The 18,502-nt window shown below is 63.2% G+C and carries 13 protein-coding genes and 2 riboswitches; of the genes, 10 read left to right on the top strand and 3 right to left on the bottom strand.

What is annotated here, in order from left to right; genetic code table 11:
• Nucleotides 1-224: 224 nt before the first annotated feature.
• A complete protein-coding gene (locus ACZXDY_RS10155; protein WP_130228248.1) occupies nt 225-1,298 on the bottom strand; it encodes a tartrate dehydrogenase in 1,074 nt (357 codons plus the stop codon).
• Nucleotides 1,299-2,551: 1,253 nt separating this feature from the next.
• Here ACZXDY_RS10155 and tolQ point away from each other — a divergent pair.
• The 10 genes from tolQ (at nt 2,552) to ftsH (ending at nt 14,814) form a co-directional block, all read left to right on the top strand.
• The gene (gene tolQ / locus ACZXDY_RS10160; protein ID WP_027579741.1) at nt 2,552-3,265 is read left to right on the top strand and encodes a protein TolQ; all 714 of its coding nucleotides are present in this window, start codon (nt 2,552-2,554) and stop codon (nt 3,263-3,265) included.
• A gap of 41 nt (nt 3,266-3,306) precedes the next feature.
• Nucleotides 3,307-3,780: a biopolymer transporter ExbD gene (locus ACZXDY_RS10165; protein WP_028163670.1), complete on the top strand. Its 474-nt coding sequence runs from the start codon at nt 3,307-3,309 to the stop codon at nt 3,778-3,780.
• A gap of 41 nt (nt 3,781-3,821) precedes the next feature.
• Nucleotides 3,822-4,802 (top strand): hypothetical protein, encoded by a 981-nt coding sequence (locus tag ACZXDY_RS10170; protein WP_028163669.1) that lies wholly within the window; start codon nt 3,822-3,824, stop codon nt 4,800-4,802.
• 110 nt (nt 4,803-4,912) lie between these two features.
• On the top strand, nt 4,913-6,202 hold the full coding sequence (gene tolB, locus ACZXDY_RS10175) for a Tol-Pal system beta propeller repeat protein TolB (protein ID WP_433994499.1): 1,290 nt from the start codon (nt 4,913-4,915) through the stop codon (nt 6,200-6,202).
• A 182-nt stretch (nt 6,203-6,384) separates the two neighbouring features.
• Nucleotides 6,385-8,709 carry a putative bifunctional diguanylate cyclase/phosphodiesterase gene (locus tag ACZXDY_RS10180; protein WP_464345398.1) on the top strand — a complete coding sequence of 775 codons (2,325 nt, stop codon included), beginning with the start codon at nt 6,385-6,387 and terminating at the stop codon, nt 8,707-8,709.
• 165 nt (nt 8,710-8,874) lie between these two features.
• Complete coding sequence (locus ACZXDY_RS10185; protein ID WP_464345399.1) at nt 8,875-9,609, top strand: N-acyl amino acid synthase FeeM domain-containing protein; 735 nt, start codon at nt 8,875-8,877, stop codon at nt 9,607-9,609.
• A 274-nt stretch (nt 9,610-9,883) separates the two neighbouring features.
• On the top strand, nt 9,884-10,375 hold the full coding sequence (gene pal / locus ACZXDY_RS10190) for a peptidoglycan-associated lipoprotein Pal (RefSeq protein WP_028163665.1): 492 nt from the start codon (nt 9,884-9,886) through the stop codon (nt 10,373-10,375).
• Nucleotides 10,376-10,511: 136 nt separating this feature from the next.
• The gene (gene ybgF / locus ACZXDY_RS10195) at nt 10,512-11,561 is read left to right on the top strand and encodes a tol-pal system protein YbgF (RefSeq protein WP_464345400.1); all 1,050 of its coding nucleotides are present in this window, start codon (nt 10,512-10,514) and stop codon (nt 11,559-11,561) included.
• Between the two features lie 46 nt (nt 11,562-11,607).
• Nucleotides 11,608-12,630, top strand: coding sequence for a tRNA lysidine(34) synthetase TilS (gene tilS, locus ACZXDY_RS10200; RefSeq protein WP_028163663.1), 1,023 nt, complete (start codon nt 11,608-11,610; stop codon nt 12,628-12,630).
• A gap of 261 nt (nt 12,631-12,891) precedes the next feature.
• A complete protein-coding gene (ftsH, locus tag ACZXDY_RS10205; RefSeq protein ID WP_130229339.1) occupies nt 12,892-14,814 on the top strand; it encodes an ATP-dependent zinc metalloprotease FtsH in 1,923 nt (640 codons plus the stop codon).
• 345 nt (nt 14,815-15,159) lie between these two features.
• Here the strand turns inward: ftsH and ACZXDY_RS10210 are convergent, their stop codons facing one another.
• Together ACZXDY_RS10210 and metE are read right to left on the bottom strand one after the other, a co-directional pair.
• Nucleotides 15,160-15,357 carry a hypothetical protein gene (locus tag ACZXDY_RS10210; RefSeq protein ID WP_464345401.1) on the bottom strand — a complete coding sequence of 66 codons (198 nt, stop codon included), beginning with the start codon at nt 15,355-15,357 and terminating at the stop codon, nt 15,160-15,162.
• Nucleotides 15,358-15,407: 50 nt separating this feature from the next.
• Nucleotides 15,408-17,738, bottom strand: a complete 2,331-nt coding sequence (gene metE, locus ACZXDY_RS10215; protein WP_464345402.1) for a 5-methyltetrahydropteroyltriglutamate--homocysteine S-methyltransferase — start codon at nt 17,736-17,738, stop codon at nt 15,408-15,410.
• Nucleotides 17,739-17,845: 107 nt separating this feature from the next.
• Nucleotides 17,846-18,046, bottom strand: a riboswitch (cobalamin riboswitch).
• Between the two features lie 132 nt (nt 18,047-18,178).
• A riboswitch (cobalamin riboswitch) is annotated at nt 18,179-18,397 on the top strand.
• Nucleotides 18,398-18,502: the final 105 nt, after the last annotated feature.

Consider the following 18,502-nt stretch of genomic DNA (forward strand, 5'->3'; position numbering starts at 1 on the left):
AGGTCCTCCTTGCCGACCAGTTGACCTGTTACCCATGTCGTCGGTCTATTCTGTTACCCATGTAGCCGGTCAGGACCCCGCACTTCACCTCTCCCATAGGGAGAGATCGGCGCGCAGCGCCGGGTGAGGGGTTACGCTCTCTCGATAGACCTCAACCCTCACCCGGATTTCCCGCTGGCGCGCGAAATCCGACCTCTCCCTTCGGGAGAGGTGAAGGCACCGCCTCACACATTCGATCCCTGAATCGCGTCGATCACGGCGTCCGTCACCTCTTTCGTCGTCGCTTTGCCGCCGACATCCGGCGTCAGCACGCCGGCGGCGCAGACGCGTTCCACCGCCGCCATCAGACGCATGGCCGCGTCCTTCTCGCCGAGATGCTCCAGCATCTGCGCGCCGGTCCAGAAGGTCGCGACCGGGTTGGCGATGCCTTTGCCGGTGATGTCGAAGGCCGAGCCGTGGATCGGCTCGAACATCGAGGGGAAGCGGCGCTCGGGGTCGATATTGCCTGTTGGCGCGACGCCGAGGCTGCCGGCGAGCGCGCCTGCGAGATCGGACAGGATGTCGGCGTGCAGGTTGGTCGCGACGATGGTGTCGAGACTTTTCGGGTTGAGCGTCATGCGCACCGTCATGGCGTCGACCAGCATCTTGTCCCAGGTGACATCGGGGAATTGCTGCGCCACTTCGGCGGCGATCTCGTCCCACATCACCATGCCGTGCCGCTGCGCGTTCGATTTCGTCACCACGGTGAGAAACTTCCGTGGTCGCGACTGCGCGAGCCGAAACGCATAGCGCATGATGCGCGTGACGCCGACGCGGGTGAAGATCGCAACTTCAGTGCCGACTTCCTCGGGCAGGCCCTTATGCGCGCGTCCGCCGGCGCCGGCATATTCGCCTTCCGAATTCTCGCGCACGATCACCCAGTCGAGATCGCCGACGCCGACATTGCGCAGTGGCGAGGCGACGCCGGGCAGGATCTTGGTCGGCCGCACATTGGCGTATTGGTCAAAACCCTGGCAGATCGGCAGCCGCAGTCCCCACAGCGTGATGTGGTCGGGCACATCCGGCGCGCCGACTGCGCCAAAATAGATCGCATCGAACTTCTTCAACTCATTGAGCCCGTCCGCCGGCATCATGACGCCGTGCTTCTTGTAATAGTCCGAGCCCCAGTCGAACGTCTTGAACTGGAAGGCAACATCGCCGGAGCGTTTCGCCAGCGCCTCCAGCACACGAATGCCTGACGAGATCACCTCGGGGCCGATACCGTCAGCAGGAATGGCGGCGATGGAATGGGTGCGCATGAGGAGTCTCTCCCTGGGTATGATTTGTCGGATGCGTAACCCACCCTCTCGCACGCGCCAAGCTTCTTAGTCATTCCGGGCTCGACGCTGTCGCATCGCCTCGGAATGACTAGGGGACGCATTGCGCAATCCTCTCCTCCGTCATGGCCGGGCTTGACCCGGCCATCCACGTCTCTCCCGTGCACGGAAGCAAAGGACGTGGATGCCCGGGACCCGGCTACGCCGAGGCTTCGCCGGGCACTCTAATGTCAGTCCGGCGAAGCGATAGCGAAGACGGGCAAGCCCGGGCATGACGGCGTCATATCGTTCGCACGATTTTCCTTAAGCCAATCAACGTGATTTCCCCTGTCCACCCCTCGCGCGAAAAACATTCCGCTTTCGCCGTCGGGCAAATCAGTGATTTAACTCCGCGCGTCTCACGGCGGACGAGGGGCGGCTCGCGATCGTCACGAACGTTGCGGTGAGATGCGGTGGACGTGAGTGTCACGACTGACGAGCGAGACACTCACGAACGGCGAAGTCGTGTGGTCCTGGCGCCCCGACGCTGGCGCTAAGTCCTTAAGGGATGGAAACATCCCTAAGGGCGACGGTGGCAAGAAAGCCCGGTCACCGGGGAGAGCGCGAAGGAAACCGTAACACCATCGCGCAGGGAAAGCCGGAATGCTTCGGTTGAACCTGTGGTCCTACCCCCGTGCTTTTTGCTGCACGGGACCCATGGGTGCAACCGGCACCCGGCTTTCCCTGCGCCCTCTGTTCAATGAGAGGGCGAAACGAACGCAAAGCTCGGGCAGGTCATGCCGCGAGAATGCGGAGTCATATCCCCTTCGCTGTTTGACAATTGAAGCCAGCCTATCTCCTCACCCTGAGAGGGTGAGGAACAAGCAGCAGGGAACCCGCCCATTCCCGTAACCGGCCGGACTTCCTGCATTTCCAGCCGCCAAACCGGACTTTGGTAACCTCGCCTTAACCACGGTTAGAGTCAGGTGAGGGACGGAAATGACGCGCGAACAGCCCTTGTTTTGACATGTTGGCGGAGGAAGCAGGGCCCGGCCTTGGACGGCCCTCCCATGCGACTGATGAAAGCTTTTCGCGGCTGGCGCTTACCGCCGCGCTGGGCGCGCGGCTGCGAGGGGCGGCTCAAGCGAGGTGGAGACCGGTTGGCGTGAGGAAAACGCGTCGAAACGAAAATCCGGGACCGGCAGCCATTTGCTCCGGGAAGGACAGAGGATCTTTGCGTTGAAAGGATATTGCCGATGAATCCCGCCGACGTGGCGCAGGCAGCGCTGCCCATGGCCTCGAGCGACGTGTCGCTGATCGCGCTGTTCCTGCAGGCCCACTGGGTCGTGAAGGCGGTCATGCTCGGGTTGCTCGCCTGCTCGGTCTGGGTCTGGGCGATCGCGATCGACAAGATCTTCCTGTATTCGCGCACCCGCCGCGCGATGGACCGGTTCGAGCAGGCGTTCTGGTCGGGGCAGTCGATCGAGGAACTCTATCGCACGCTGTCGGCCAAGCCGACCCAGTCGATGGCGGCCTGTTTCGTGGCGGCGATGCGCGAATGGAAGCGGTCCTTCGAGAGCCATTCGCGCTCCTTTGGCGGCCTTCAGATGCGGATCGAGAAGGTCATGAATGTGTCGATCGCGCGCGAGGTCGAGCGGCTGGAACGGCGGCTCCTGGTGCTCGCGACCGTCGGCTCGGCCGGCCCCTTCGTCGGCCTGTTCGGCACCGTCTGGGGCATCATGTCGAGCTTCCAGTCGATTGCGGCATCAAAGAATACCTCGCTGGCGGTGGTGGCGCCCGGAATCGCGGAGGCGCTGTTTGCGACCGCAATCGGCCTGATCGCCGCAATTCCGGCGACTATTTTCTACAATAAGTTCATTTCCGAGGTGAACCGGCAGGCCCAGCGCCTGGAAGGCTTTGCCGACGAGTTCTCCGCGATTCTGTCGCGCCAGATCGACGAACGGGCCTGATGAGGCAGCAAGTGATGAACGCAAGCGGTGGGTTTTAGGCCATGGCGATGAGCATGGCCGGTTCGTCTGGTGGCGGTGGCCGCCGTGGCCGGCGCCGCGCCGCCGTGATGGCGGAAATCAACGTCACGCCGATGGTCGACGTGATGCTGGTGCTGCTCATCATCTTCATGGTCGCAGCGCCCTTGATGACGTCGAATATCGACATCGACCTGCCGATCGCGAGCGGCGGCAAGTCGATTGCCCAGAACACCCCGCCCTTGACGCTGTCGGTCAAGCGCACCGGCGGGAGTTGCAATTCGAACGTGGAACTCTATCTCGGGGACGCCCCGATCTCGGCTGCCGACCTCTTGCCCAAAATCAAGGCTATCCGGGAGACCCGGTCGGATAACGATGCCGTGGTATATCTGCGCGGGGACAAGGACGTCTGTTACACGGATATGATGAAGCTCCTGGGCCAGATTCGCACCGCCGGCTTCAAGGCCAACATCGTCATCATCCCGGAGGGGGGATCTTGAGATCTTAAGCTGTGGCAGAGCAGGGTAAGTTGCAGGGAAAATTGAAGGTCAAGGTCGACAAGACACTGGTGGCATCGATCGCCCTGCACGTGCTCGTGCTGGGATGGGGCCTCGTATCGTTTTCGTCCAAGGCCTATGTCCTGCCGGACGAGGAGACCGTCGCTGTCGACGTCATCTCGTCCGACCAGCTTGCCCATGTGATGGCCGGCCAGAGGACCGGCAAGAAGGAAAATCCGAAGCCGCTCGTCGAGAAGGTCGCCGAGGCCAAGCCGGTCGACGACGCCGTCGGCAAGATCGAGGACAAGAAGCCGCCCATCGTCACCGACACCGCCCCGCCGCCGACCCCGAAGGTGGAAGAGAAGCCGGTCGAAAAGAAGCCCGACCCGCCGAAGCCGGTTGCAGAGACCAAGCCCAAGGAAGAGCCGAAAAAGGAAGAGGCGAAGAAGGAAGAGCCAAAGCCGGAGCCGAAGCAGGCCGAGAAGAAGCCGGACCCTGTGAAGCCCGATCCGATTGCCGAGGCGATCAAGAAGGAAGAGAAGAAGCCGCCGCCGAAGCCGCAACAGCAGGCCGCCAAGCCGCCGCCGGAGCAGAAGCTGAAGGAGCGCGTGTTCGACCAGTCGAAGATCGCAGCCCTGCTCGACAAGCGCGATCCGACGCGCCAGGCAGCAGCCGGCGATACGCTCAATTCCAACGCAGCGCTCGGCCTTTCCCATGGCAAGGCCGCCGATAACTCGGCGACCTGGGGCGCGATGTTCAAGAGCCAGGTCGAGCGCTGCTGGAAGAAGCCCTATGGCGGCATCGAGGCGCAGCAGACGGAAGCGGCCTTCGTGATCCGCCTGAAGCGCGACGGCACGCTCGAGGGCATGCCGGTGCCGGAAGGCACGGCAGCGACGCCTTATTTGCGCGTCTATCAGGAGAGCGCGTTGCGCGCGATCATCGAATGCCAGCCGTACAATCTGCCGGCGGCCTTCTTCGACGAATGGAAATATTTTTCGCCCGTGTTCACCGAACGAAAGACCTGAGCGCGATGTGCGCTTGAGGTCCCATAAAGCAAAGTTCGCCAACGATGACCAATCAGAACAAATCGTTTGAGACGTTTTTCCGCCCGAGCCGCCGCCAGATCATTTCCAGCATGGCCGCGCTCGGCACCATTGCCGCCGCACCGCGTGGCGCATTCGCGCAAGGGCCGAAGCGCGTGCAGATTCCCGACGGCGAGTTCGCGCCGCTGCCGATCGCGATCCCGAATTTCACGGCCGGTACCCCCGGCGATACCGAGGTCGGTGCCGGCGTCACCCAGGTCATCACCAACAATCTCAAGCGAAGCGGTCTGTTCGCGCCGATCGACCAGGCCGCCTACCTGGAGAAGAACATCAATATCGACGCCGCGCCGAACTTCCAGAACTGGAAGTCGGTCAACGCGCAGGCGCTGGTCACCGGACGCATGACCCGGCAGAACAACGGGCGCGTGAAGGCGGAATTCCGCCTCTGGGACGTCAATACCGGCCAGCAGCTCGCCGGCCAGCAATACGACACCTCGGCCGAATATTGGCGGCGCATCGCGCACATCATCTCCGACCAGATCTATGAACGGCTGACCGGCGAGAAGGGCTATTTCGATACCCGTATCGTCTTCGTCGACGAGACCGGATCGAAGGAGCGCCGCGTCAAGCGGCTCGCGCTGATGGACCAGGACGGCGCCAATGTGCGCTACCTGACGCGCGGCTCGGACCTGGTGCTGACCCCGCGCTTCTCGCCGTCGACCCAGGAAATCACCTATATGGAGTTCGGCCAGGGCGATCCGCGCGTCTATCTGCTCAACATCGAGACCGGCCAGCGCGAGATCGTCGGCAATTTCCCGGGCATGTCGTTCTCGCCGCGGTTCTCGCCGGACGGCCAGCGCATCATCATGAGCCTGCAGCAGGGCGGCAACTCGAACCTGTTTGTGATGGACCTGCGTTCGAAATCGATGACGCGGCTGACCGACACCCCGGCGATCGACACTTCGCCGTCCTTTGCACCCGACGGAACGCGCCTCTGCTTCGAGTCCGATCGTGGCGGCAAGCCGCAGATCTATGTGATGGCCGCAAACGGCGGGCAGGCGCAGCGCATCTCCTTTGGAGACGGCAGCTACTCGACGCCGGTGTGGTCGCCGCGCGGCGACTACATCGCCTTCACCAAGCAGGGCGGCGGCCAGTTCGCAATCGGCATCATGAAGCCCGATGGCTCGGGCGAGCGGATCCTGACCTCGGGCTATCACAATGAGGGGCCGACTTTTGCGCCGAACGGGCGCGTCGTGATGTTCTTCCGCGATCCCGGCCAGGGACCGTCGCTCTTCACCGTCGACGTTTCCGGCCGCAACGAACTGCGCGTGCCGACGCCGGGCTTCGCGTCCGATCCGGCGTGGTCGCCGCTATTGTCGTAAATTGCCGGGCTTTGCGGGTAACCATTTCCGTTAACCGGCAAATTTTTCCTAGTTTGTTGAAATAGAAAGAGAATTTCCGCTGCATAAAACTCGAAACAAGGTCTTGGTAACGATATTCCCTCAGAAAGACTTCATCAGCGCTGGGTAAAACTGCACGTTACAACAGGACGTGTGCCCAGCTCATGCAGTTTGCCAATCAGACGGGAGAGTCGGACCGGCAGATGTCGCCAACGATCGCGGCTGCGCTGGTCGATTCCCTGTTCATGAATCCCGCGCCCATGATCTTCGGCGCCTTTGGCCCGGCCATCGCCGGCTCGGTGATCGCCGCCGTCACCGGCGACATCTTGATGTGGCTGTGCGTGCCGTTGTTCATCGTGGTGGGGCTTGGGCGCGCTCATCAGATGTACCGTTACCAGCAGCGCAACTCGCGGCTCACCGTCGCGGAGTCCGTCGGCTGGGAGCAGCGCTACCGGTTCGGCGCCGTCGCCTATGGCATCGTGCTCGGCATCTGGGGGGTAACCGTTCTGCTGCGAACCAGCGATGCCGCCGCCCACATGCTCTGCGTGACGACGGTGGTGGCCTATACATCGGCTGGGGTTGGGCGGACATTCGGCCGCCCGCGGATCTTCCACCTGCACTTGCTGTTGTCGATCGGACCCCTGATCTTCGCGTTGTTCTATGTGGGCGGCGCCTACTACATCGCGCTTGCCCTTCTGAGCTTTGTCTTCTTCGTTTCCATCCGGCACCTGACATCCAGCCTGCAGCGGATCTACGTCAACGCGTGGATCGCGAAGGAGCGGGAAGCGGCGCTGGCCGGCCAGTTCGATACCGCGCTGAACAACATGCCGCACGGCCTGTGCATGTTTCGCGACGATGGCAGCCTTGCGGTGATGAACTATCGCTTCAGCGAGATGATGGGCCTGCCGGAAGACCTTGTGCAGCGGGGGTTGCGCGCATCCGACATCATCTCGGCATGCGTCAGCGCCGGCTCGATCTCAGAGGCGAGCGGCAGGATGATCCTCGCCGAGATCGAGCACACCCAGATGCGGGTCGTGATCACGAGCGCCCCCGACCCGACCGACAACCGCGCGCTGTCGTGGACGTTTCAGGCGATGGCCGATGGTGGCACGGTTGTGTTGCTTGAAGACGTTACCGAGCGGCGCAATGCGGAAGCTCGCATCACCCATCTGGCGCGGTATGACGAACTCACGCAATTGCCCAACCGGCTCAATTTCCGTGACGAGATCGGTCGTCTTCTGGCGCGGCCGAGAGGCGGGCAGTTGTCGGCACTGCTGTTCATCGACCTCGACCAGTTCAAGCAGGTCAACGATACGCTCGGCCATCCATGCGGCGATCAGCTCCTCTGCGCGGTCGCCGGCCGGCTCCGCGAAATGCTGCGGCCGGAAGATTTCGTGGCGCGCTTCGGCGGCGACGAGTTCGTGGTGTTCCAGCAGGACATCAAGTCACATGAGGACGCGGCCAGCCTTGCACGTCGCATCGTCGATCGCCTCAGCGAGCGCTACAAGATTCACAATCACCTGGTCGAGATCGGGGCCAGCGTCGGCATCGCCATGACGTCGCCGGGTGTCAGCGCCGACACGCTTTTGAAGAACGCCGATATGGCACTCTATCGCGCCAAGGCTGACGGGCGCGGCACGTTCTGCTTCTTCCGCGACGAGATGGCCCAGATCGTCGAAGCGCGCCGCATCCTCGAACTCGACCTGCGCAAGGCGCTGGCGAACGAGGAGTTCGAGCTCTATTACCAGCCGCTGGTCAATCTCAAGACCGGCAGGATCACGACCTGCGAGGCGCTATTGCGCTGGAACCATCCGGTGCGCGGCACGGTCTCTCCGATCGAGATCATTCCCGTAGCGGAGGACATGGGGTTAATCGTCGATCTCGGCCGCTGGATTCTACGCAAGGCCTGTATGGAATGCATGACCTGGCCCGAATCCGTCAGCGTCGCGGTCAATTTGTCGCCGCAGCAGTTCCATCAGCGCGACGTGCTGAGCGAGGTCCGCTATGCGCTGGAGGTTTCGGGCCTGCCAGCGCGACGTCTTGAGATCGAGATCACCGAGTCCTCACTGTTGCGCAATACGCAAGTGACGCACGACGTGCTGTCGCAGCTGCATGCGCTGGGTGTACGGATCTCGCTCGACGATTTCGGCACCGGCTATTCGAGCCTGAGCTATCTGCACAACTTCCCATTGCAGAAGGTCAAGATCGACCGCTCGTTCCTCGAAGGCATCGACACCGACCGACCGCTGACGCTCTTGCGTGGTGTGGCGCGGCTTTCCGCCGATCTCGGCATGTCCGTCGTGGTGGAAGGCATCGAGACCAACGAGCAGCTCGATCTCGTCAGCGCCGACGGCGCGGTGACCGAGGCGCAAGGCTATCTGTTCAGTCGCCCGGTACCTGCGGTGCGTATACGGCAACTCCTCAGCGCTTCTCATGGCCGCCGTCCGGAAGACTTGCTGAAGCTGGCATCCTCGCGGTCGATCGCCTGAGAGCGTCCCTCTACCGGTAGCTTCGCGGTGCCACAGACGCATGGCTCGCGCGCGAGCTCCGCGTTCGATTAACCGTATTGCCGCGATCCCTTTGCAATAAATTAAGATGCTGTTAATCTTTTTGACACGCGCAGAAGTTGCTCGAAGGTGTAAGGATTGAACACAATGCCTGCGGTGGAGGCCACCAGGCCGGCAAGCGGACGGCTTTCGGACCCGCTGGATCAAGTCGATTATCGCCTAGTGCAAACCCCAGCCGAAAAGGAAGATATCTACCGGCTCCGCTATCGAGCTTATCTGCGCGAACGCGCGATCGAACCGTCAGCCGACGAGCGCGTCGTGGATCAGTATGATGATGCCGCCAACGTTTGGACGTTCGGTGTGTACTTTAACGGCGAACTCTACAGCTCAATTCGCATCAACGTCGTCACGCCCGAGTGCCGGATCTCGCCCTCCGTGGACGTGTTTGGTGACGTGCTTCATCCCAAGCTCGATCAGGGACTGGTCTTCATCGACTCGACGCGCTTTGTCGCCGATCCGGAAAAGGCGCGGACTTTTCCGGAGCTGCCCTACGTGACGGTTCGGCTCGGATCGACGGCTGGCGTTCACTTCAACGCCGACTATGGATTGGCCATGGTGCGTCCCGAGCACATGGCGTTTTACCGTCGGGTGTTCCTGCATGAGGCCTGGTCCGAGCCGCGCATCCATCCGGGCCTCTTGAAGCCGGTCGGACTGATGGCCGCGCACTTGCCAGCGGTGCGTGAGCGGGTGCTCGCCCGCTACCCCTTCCTGCGTTCAAGTGCGTTCGAGCGGCGGATACTGTTCGAGCGGGGGCGGGGTCAATCTGGTACCACTGATGTCCGGCCCTCCTTCGCGCAAGCGTCGATCGTTCCAAGTTCCTGAATAGTCCGGCTTCGCCCGAACTGTCGGTGAAGTCCCGCACTCTGCGCCGATTCTTCCCGGTAAAGCCGGGAATTCGGCGATTCCGGCGGCCTCCGCGCTTGTCTTCACCCTCGCGCCACATTTACAACCCATTAACCATCGGGGGCGCTTTTCGCCGTTCGTCCGCATTTGATCGGGTCTGGCAAGGTCCCATCAAGGTTGACGGAACGTTCGCTTAACCATCGCCCTGTAGATCGGATGAGAGTTCGAGAACGTGAGCGTGGAGGCTCCGGGAATGAAATATCAGATGCGAATCCTCCAGGGATTGAAGCTCGCCGCGGTGGTGGCGGTCGCGCTATCGATGGGTGCATGCGCCAAGAATAATCTCGGCGCCGATGGCGCGATGGCGAACGCGGCGACCCCGGGCAGCCAGCAGGATTTCGTCGTGAACGTCGGCGACCGTGTTTTCTTCGAGAGCGACCAGACCGACCTGACCCCGCAGGCGATCGCGACCCTGGACAAGCAGGCGCAGTGGCTGCAGAGCTACAACCGTTACAGCTTTACCATTGAAGGCCATGCCGACGAGCGCGGCACCCGCGAATACAATATCGCGCTCGGTGCGCGTCGCGCCCAGGCGGTTCGCTCCTATCTCGCCTCGCGCGGCATCGATCCGAGCCGGATGCGCACCATCTCCTACGGCAAGGAACGTCCGGTGGCGGTCTGCAACGACATCTCCTGCTGGTCGCAGAACCGCCGCGCCGTTACGGTGCTGAACGCGAGTTCGTGAGCTTTCGAAATTCCCCGATTTGCCGCCGGCGCCGAAAGGCGCCGGTTTTGTTTAAACGTTGATTTGCTTCAGTCACAATTCCGGCGTACTCCCTGCATCAGGGTGGTTCCGCGTCGATTTTCGTCGTCAGGGCAAGATGTCATCCAGATTTCTTAGAGTTACACGCGCCGCGGCGGTTGCCGCGGGACTGGCCATTTCCGCACCGGCCTTCGCACAATCCGACGATGCCGACCTCGAAATGCGGGTCCAGCATCTGGAGAACCAGCTTCGACAGCTGACCGGCCAGAACGAGGAACTGCAATATCGTAACCGCCAGTTGGAGGAGCGCCTGCGTCAGCTCGGCGCTGCGCCGTCAGGCCCCGGCGGCCAGCTCGGCGCCGCCGCCGTGCCGCCGGCCGCACAGCCTGCACCGTCCTACCCGCCGCAAGGCGGCCAGCCGGCCTATGGACAGCCGCAGCAGGGATACGGCCAACCGCAGCCGGGTTACCGGCAATCGCAGGGCGGCTACGACCAGACCCAGATCGCAGCTCCCGCTCCAATCGTTCAGGAGCCGGCAGCGCCAGCGGCAGGAGGGCGCCGCGGCCGTGGCGATGCCTTCGATCCCAACCAGAACCCGAACGCCCCGGGGGCGCCGCGCGCACTCGGTGGCGGCCAGATGCCGATGTCACCGGATGCTGCGGTCGGTGCGCCCGGCGGACGTGGCGCGGGCGAACCGCTCGACCTCGGCAACACCAGCCCACGTAATGCCGGCGCACCGGCGGGGGGTGGCGCCACCGCCGCACTGACCACCTTGCCGCCATCGGCGACATCGAAGGACGAGTTCGATCTTGGCATCGGCTATATGCAGCGCAGGGACTATGCGCTCGCCGAGGAAACCATGCGCAATTTCTCCCAGAAATATCCGAGTGACCCCTTGATCCCGGATGCGCAATATTGGCTCGGTGAGAGCTATTTTCAGCGTCAGCAGTATCGTGACGCCGCCGAGTCCTTCCTCGGCGTGACCACGAAATTTGACAAGTCGGCCAAGGCGCCGGACGCGCTGCTGCGGCTTGGCCAGTCACTGGCGGCGCTGAAGGAGAAGGAAGCCGCCTGCGCCGCGCTTGGCGAAGTGACGCGGAAATATCCGCGGGCTTCCACGGGCGTCAAAGCTGCCGTCGATCGTGAGCAGAAGCGCATCAAGTGCTAAACCGGTGCCGCTGGGGCCTTTCAGCTCCGCGACCAATGGCACCGCCATGTCCGATGACAGCAGCGCGATCTCCGCGACAGAAGCCAAACGTCTGTTAGACGACTGGAAGCGCGCGCCAGCGATCGTTCTGGCCGTGTCCGGCGGTCCGGACTCGGTGGCGTTGATGTGGCTCGCGGTGCGCTGGCGCCGAACACTGAAGCAGGGGCCGCGGCTGATTGCAGTCACTGTCGACCACGGCCTGCGCCCGGAGGCCGCGCGCGAAGCGCGTGAGGTCAAGCGCCTTGCGGGCACGCTCGATCTGCCCCATCGGACGTTGCGCTGGACCGGGACCAAGCCGAACAGCGGCCTGCCGGAGGCGGCACGCGAGGCGCGCTATCGCCTGCTGGCCGAAGCGGCCCGCGCGAGCGGGGCGACGCATATCCTCACGGCCCACACCCGCGACGACCAGGCCGAAACGCTTCTGATGCGGCTGCTGCGCGGCAGCGGCATCGCCGGCCTCGCCGCGATGGCGCGCGAGACCGAGCGCGAAGGGGTGAGATTGGCGCGGCCGCTGCTCGCTGTTCCAAAGGCGCGGCTGATCGCTACCCTGGAGAAAGCCAGAATCGGTTATGCGGTCGATCCGACCAATCGTGACACTGCGTTCACGCGTCCGCGGCTGCGCGCGCTGATGCCGGCACTGGCTGCGGAGGGCGGCGATGCCCGGAACCTCGCGCGGCTGGCGGCGCGGCTCGCTCGGGCCAATGCCGCGGTGGAAGTGCTGGCTGATGGTGCCGAGCGCTACCTTGCGCTGCGCGATGGCAATGCGGCGCGCCCCGGATTCGATGCCGGGGCCTTTGTGGCCCTTCCCGAGGAGGTCCGCCTGCGCCTGCTCAAGCGCGCGATCGACCGCGTGGGCCATGAGGGGCCGGCCGAACTGGGCAAGATCGAGGCCCTGCTGGCCGCACTCGATCAGGCGGTGACGCAGAGGGCGGGCAAGCTGAAGCAGACGCTCGCCGGCGCGGTCATTGGGCTCGCCAATGGGCGGATCCGGGTCGAGCCGGCACCGCCGCGCAGGAGCCGGGCCCGCTGATATTCAGGCGAATAGGAAAATTCCCGTCATATCCGCTTAACTACCCCCGAAAAACCCGGATCTTTGCGCCATTATTTGACCGGGAATCGGGCTAGGATGCGCTAAATAGTCCTGTGCAGTTCCCTTGGCATATACTCCCGTGGCACCTAAATTGTATGCAGTCGCTAAGGGGGATTCCCAGGGATATCCTGAAGTGCCCTGCCTGAGGCCGCCCGAGGATAGTTTTGAGGCCGCGATCCGCGCGACCACGAAGGAAAATCAATGAACGCCAATCTGCGGAATTTCGCCCTCTGGGTCATTATCGTCTTGCTGCTGTTGGCGTTGTTTACGCTCTTCCAGAATCCGGGTCAGCGCGCGTCCTCGCAGGACATCTCGTTCTCGCAGCTCCTCAGCGAAGTCGACCAGGGCCATGTCCGCGACGTCGTGATCCAGGGGCCGGAAATCCATGGCACCTTCACCAACGGCTCGAGCTTCCAGACCTACGCGCCGAACGACCCGACGCTGGTGAAGCGCCTCTACGACGGCAAGGTGCAGATCACTGCGAAGCCGCCGGGCGACAACGTGCCGTGGTTCGTTTCGCTGCTGGTCTCCTGGCTGCCCTTCATCGCGCTGATCGGCGTGTGGATCTTCCTGTCGCGGCAGATGCAGGGCGGTGCCGGCAAGGCAATGGGCTTTGGCAAGTCGCGCGCCAAGATGCTGACCGAGGCGCATGGCCGGGTGACGTTCGAGGACGTCGCCGGCGTCGACGAAGCCAAGCAGGACCTGCAGGAGATCGTCGAATTCCTCCGCGACCCCGGTAAATTCCAGCGCCTGGGCGGACGCATTCCGCGCGGCGTGTTGCTGGTCGGCCCTCCCGGTACCGGTAAGACGCTGATCGCGCGCGCGGTCGCGGGCGAAGCCAATGTGCCGTTCTTCACCATTTCCGGCTCCGACTTCGTCGAGATGTTCGTCGGCGTCGGTGCATCGCGCGTGCGTGACATGTTCGAGCAGGCGAAGAAGAACGCGCCTTGCATCATCTTCATCGACGAAATCGACGCGGTCGGCCGCCATCGTGGCGCCGGCCTCGGCGGCGGTAATGACGAGCGCGAGCAGACGCTGAACCAGCTGCTGGTCGAGATGGACGGCTTCGAGGCCAATGAGGGCGTGATCCTGATAGCCGCCACCAACCGGCCCGACGTGCTCGATCCGGCGCTGCTGCGGCCCGGCCGCTTCGACCGTCAGGTCGTGGTGCCGAACCCTGACGTCGTCGGCCGCGAGCAGATCCTGAAGGTTCACGTCCGCAAGGTGCCGCTGGCGCCCGATATCAACCTGAAGACCATCGCACGCGGCACCCCGGGCTTTTCGGGTGCCGACTTGATGAACCTCGTCAACGAGGCCGCGCTGACCGCCGCGCGCCGTAACAAGCGGATGGTGACGCAGGCCGAGTTCGAAGAGGCCAAGGACAAGGTGATGATGGGCGCCGAGCGCAAGTCGCTCGTTATGACCGAGGAAGAGAAGCTTCTGACCGCCTATCACGAAGGCGGCCACGCGATCGTCGGCCTCAACGTCGTCGCCACCGACCCGATCCACAAGGCGACCATCATTCCGCGCGGCCGTGCACTCGGCATGGTCATGCAATTGCCGGAGCGCGACAAGCTGTCGATGTCGCTGGAGCAGATGACCTCGCGTCTCGCCATCATGATGGGCGGACGCGTCGCGGAAGAACTGGTGTTCGGCCGCGAGAAAGTCACCTCGGGCGCGGCCTCCGACATCGAGCAGGCGACACGTCTGGCGCGCATGATGGTGACGCGCTGGGGCCTGTCGGAACAGCTCGGCACCGTCTCCTATGGCGAGAACCAGGATGAAGTGTTCCTGGGCATGTCGGTGTCGCGCACCCAGAACGCCTCGGAGGCGACAGTCCAGAAGATCGACTCCGAGATCAAGCGCCTGGTCGAGGAAGGCTACAACGAGGCGACGCGAATCCTCACCGAGAAGCGCGCCGATCTCGAAGCACTGGCCAAGGGCCTGCTCGAGTTCGAGACGCTGACCGGCGACGAGATCGTCGATCTCTTGAAGGGCAAGAAGCCGAACCGCGAGTCCGTGCTCGAGCCGACCACGCCACGTGCCTCCGCCGTGCCGCCTGCCGGTAAGTCCCGTCCGCGCCCGGATCCGGACCCCGGCCTGGAGCCGCAGCCGCAGGCGTAAGCGCGATCAGAGAGCAAGACGTACAGAAGCCCGGCCTAGTGCCGGGCTTTTGCTTTGCGATTGCTCCACATTCCATCGTCGTCCCGGGCTTGCGTGCCGCGGCGAAGCCCCTTGGGCGTAGCCGGGACCCGGGACTCATTCCACAGGCGGCTGTCGTGGCGCGAGCAAGCCGTTGTAGCGGAGCACACTGTAAACGCCTGTGGTTATGGGTCCTGGCCTTCGCCAGGACGACGCTGTCATTGCGAGGAGCGCAAGCGACGAAGCAATCCAGGTCTCCGCAAGCGGCGAGATGGATTGCTTCGTCGTCTTGCTCCTCGCAATAACCTTGCAACCGACTGCATATCGTCATGCGGTCCCGGGCGCGCCGAGATGCCGGTCCAACATCTGCTCCGGTGTCTCGACGACCTCAATCCTCTCGCCATCGCCACCGACGAAGGCGAGTACGGTGCGCTCGCCGTCGCGCCACATGCTGCCGACGAGCGCGATATTGATGTGAATGGGCTGCTCCGTCTCGAACCTAGTGCATTGAATCCAGAAGCGCATGGCGTTCTCCTCTTCGAGCCGCCGCAGGATAAGAGACGGGGCGGCGCTATCTAGCCGAGCGACCGCAATTCGCGGGCGGCGGCGACCATGTTGGCGAGCGCCGGGCGCACCTCTTCCCACTTGCGGGTCTTCAAGCCGCAGTCGGGATTGATCCAGAGCTGCGTGTCGGAGAGCCGCTCTCTTGCGAGCTTGAGGAGGTCGGTGATCTCGCCAATGTCAGGCACGCGCGGTGAATGGATATCGTAGACGCCGGGACCGATTTCGTTCGGGTAGCGGTAGTTCCGGAAGGCGTCGAGCAATTCCATTTTCGAGCGCGAGGTCTCGATCGAAATGACATCGGCGTCCATCGCCGCGATGGCGTCGATGATGTCGTTGAACTCGGAGTAGCACATATGGGTGTGGATCTGGGTCTCGTCCTGCACGCCGGAGGAACAGATGCGGAAACTATCGACCGCCCAATCGAGATAGGTCTTCCATTCCGACCTGCGGAGCGGCAGGCCTTCCCGCAGTGCCGCTTCGTCGATCTGGATCATGCCGGCGCCGGCCATCTCGAGATCGAGCACCTCGTCGCGGATCGCGAGCGCGATCTGTCGGCACACGTCGCTACGCCGCAGGTCGTCGCGGACGAACGACCAGTTCAGGATGGTGACGGGGCCGGTCAACATCGCCTTCACCGGCTTTGCCGTCAGTGACTGCGCGAATTGCCACCATTCGACCGTCATCGGCTGTGGTCGTGAGACGTCGCCATAGAGGATCGGCGGCCGGACGCAGCGCGAGCCATAGGACTGCACCCAGCCGAGCTCGGTGAAGGCGAAGCCGGAAAGCTGTTCGCCAAAATACTGCACCATGTCGTTGCGCTCGAACTCGCCATGGACCAGGACGTCGAGCCCGATATTCTCCTGCCAGCGGATGGCGCGTGCGGTCTGATGCTGCAGATAGGTCTTGTATGCGGTATCGCTGAGTGCACCATTGGCATGTGCGGCGCGTGCGTTTCTGACATCGGTTGTCTGCGGGAAGGAGCCGATGGTCGTGGTCGGGAAGCGTGGCAGATTGAACCGCTCGCGCTGCACCTCGGCACGCTCGGCGAACCGGCTGGCACGATGGCGCATGCCGTCATCGATGGCGGCGAGACGCCGGGCAACCTTGGCATCGTGAATCCGCGGTGAGGTCTTGCGCGCGGCCGCGGCGGCATCGGACGCTCGGATCGCTTCGGACGCATGGGCCCGGCCACTTCCAAGCGCCGCGCCCAGCGCGGCAAGCTCTTCGAGCTTCTGCACCGAGAATGAAAGCCAGGTCTTCACCTCGGGATCGAGCTTGGTTTCCAGGGCGAGATCAATGGGTACATGAAGCAGCGAGCAGGATGGCGCGATCTGAATGCGCTCCTTGCCGAGCTTTGCGACGACGGGCCCAAGCTGATCGAGGATCCGGCTCAGATCCGCGCGCCAGACGTTACGGCCGTCGATCACGCCGAGCGACAGCACCCGTTCTTTCGGAACGTCGATGAGATCGCCGAGCTGCTGGGGCGCGCGCACGAGATCGAGATGGAGGCCGGCGACCGGAAGATCAAACGCGACCGTACGATTGCCGCCGAGCCCGCCGAAATAGGTCGCCAGCATGATCCTGATGTCCGGCACCGCTTTGGCGATTTCGGAATAGGCGCGCCGTAGGGCTTGCTGAGCGGCGGCGTCCAGATCAAGCACGAGACAGGGCTCGTCGATCTGTACCCATTCCGCACCGCGGGCAGCGAGTTCGCGCAATAGTTCGATATAGACCGGCAGGAGCCTGTCGAGCAGCGACAGCGTGTCGAAATGCGGTTCCTTGGACTTGGCCAGTTTCAGGAACGTGACCGGGCCGACCAGCACGGGGCGGGTCTGATAACCGAGCGCCTTCGCCTCCTCATACTCTTCGATCGGCTTGCGTGATGAGAGTGCAAAATACTGGTTCTTGCGAAGCTCCGGCACCATGTAGTGATAGTTGGTGTCGAACCATTTCGTCATTTCGAGCGCCGCCACGCCGTGTGCGTGATGGGCATGTCCGCAGGCCTCGTCATGCGCGTCGGCCTTGGCGCCACGCGCCATCGCGAAGTAGGTCGCAAGCGGCACCGCGCCGCCGGTCCAGCCGTAGCTTTCCGGGATAGCGCCGACCATTGCGCAGGTGTCGAGCACCTGATCGTAGAACGAGAAATCGTTCGACGGGATCACGGTGATACCGAGCTTCTTCTGCCGCGCCCAATTGGCCGCGCGCAGCCCGACGCCGGTTTCGATCAGCGTTTTTTCGTCTGACGCGCCGGACCAGAAGCGTTCCAGCGCGAATTTCAGTTCACGGCGCGGACCGATCCGCGGCGTGCCGAGGGACGCAACAACAAGTGAAGTGGAAGACATTGGCTTAACCCCATGAGTTGGGGGCAAAGGCCGTAGTGACACGTCTGGATTCCCCGCGCGAGGTGCGCACGGAATCGCAACCGCACCACCGGGACACCCCGCCCGAGGACGTGTATGTTGTCGAGGCAGGTCTCCTGGCTCGCGGGTCGTTGCTGCGGTCCGGCCTTCCCGAAGCTTTGCAGGCTTCAGTGGCAATTGTGGACCGCGGCTCGCCGCTTACAGTTGCGGGGGCAGCTCCGGCTTTACACCGGCTTCCCTCTTAGCTCCGGAAAAGATCTCTCCGAAGAACCACGACACGATCACTTACCGGCAAGATCGCGCGAACGTCAACTCGGCTGACATCACGTGCGCGTGGTGCCGGTTGTTCACAGCGCCAACGGCATGGACCGGAATTTTTGCGCTTCGCCCATACGTGCCATTGACAGCATTCCCCAAATCGCACCAGATGTAGCTGTCACGGTCCATCATGACGCAAGGAATGGTGGCTAAGAGGGAAGCTGGTGATCGCGCGTTTCTCGCGAGAATCTAGCGCTGCCCCCGCAACTGTAAGCAGTGAGTTGCTCCCGATTTTAGACGTCACTGATGCGGCATCGCATTGGGAAGACGGGGAGTGACGCCGACCTGCGAGCCAGGAGACCTGCCGCGACAGCAAAATAACGTCCACGGGCGGGGTGTCCCGGCGGTCGCTTGCAGGCTCATGCCGGTACGCCGCCGGCATCATCACGCAGCGTCGCCTCCGACATCCGGCCCCAGCAACATCACGG

It is taken from the genome of Bradyrhizobium sp. LeoB3 (assembly GCF_055456055.1).

Bases quoted from the DNA above. Each gene is read 5' to 3' on its own strand.
- ACZXDY_RS10155 (WP_130228248.1), bottom strand. From the start codon at position 1,298: ATGCGCACCCATTCCATCGCCGCCATTCCTGCTGACGGTATCGGCCCC.
- tolQ (WP_027579741.1), top strand. From the start codon at position 2,552: ATGAATCCCGCCGACGTGGCGCAGGCAGCGCTGCCCATGGCCTCGAGC.
- ACZXDY_RS10165 (WP_028163670.1), top strand. From the start codon at position 3,307: ATGGCGATGAGCATGGCCGGTTCGTCTGGTGGCGGTGGCCGCCGTGGC.
- tolB (WP_433994499.1), top strand. From the start codon at position 4,913: ATGGCCGCGCTCGGCACCATTGCCGCCGCACCGCGTGGCGCATTCGCG.
- ACZXDY_RS10180 (WP_464345398.1), top strand. From the start codon at position 6,385: ATGCAGTTTGCCAATCAGACGGGAGAGTCGGACCGGCAGATGTCGCCA.
- ACZXDY_RS10185 (WP_464345399.1), top strand. From the start codon at position 8,875: ATGCCTGCGGTGGAGGCCACCAGGCCGGCAAGCGGACGGCTTTCGGAC.
- pal (WP_028163665.1), top strand. From the start codon at position 9,884: ATGAAATATCAGATGCGAATCCTCCAGGGATTGAAGCTCGCCGCGGTG.
- ybgF (WP_464345400.1), top strand. From the start codon at position 10,512: ATGTCATCCAGATTTCTTAGAGTTACACGCGCCGCGGCGGTTGCCGCG.
- tilS (WP_028163663.1), top strand. From the start codon at position 11,608: ATGTCCGATGACAGCAGCGCGATCTCCGCGACAGAAGCCAAACGTCTG.
- ftsH (WP_130229339.1), top strand. From the start codon at position 12,892: ATGAACGCCAATCTGCGGAATTTCGCCCTCTGGGTCATTATCGTCTTG.
- ACZXDY_RS10210 (WP_464345401.1), bottom strand. From the start codon at position 15,357: ATGCGCTTCTGGATTCAATGCACTAGGTTCGAGACGGAGCAGCCCATT.
- metE (WP_464345402.1), bottom strand. From the start codon at position 17,738: ATGTCTTCCACTTCACTTGTTGTTGCGTCCCTCGGCACGCCGCGGATC.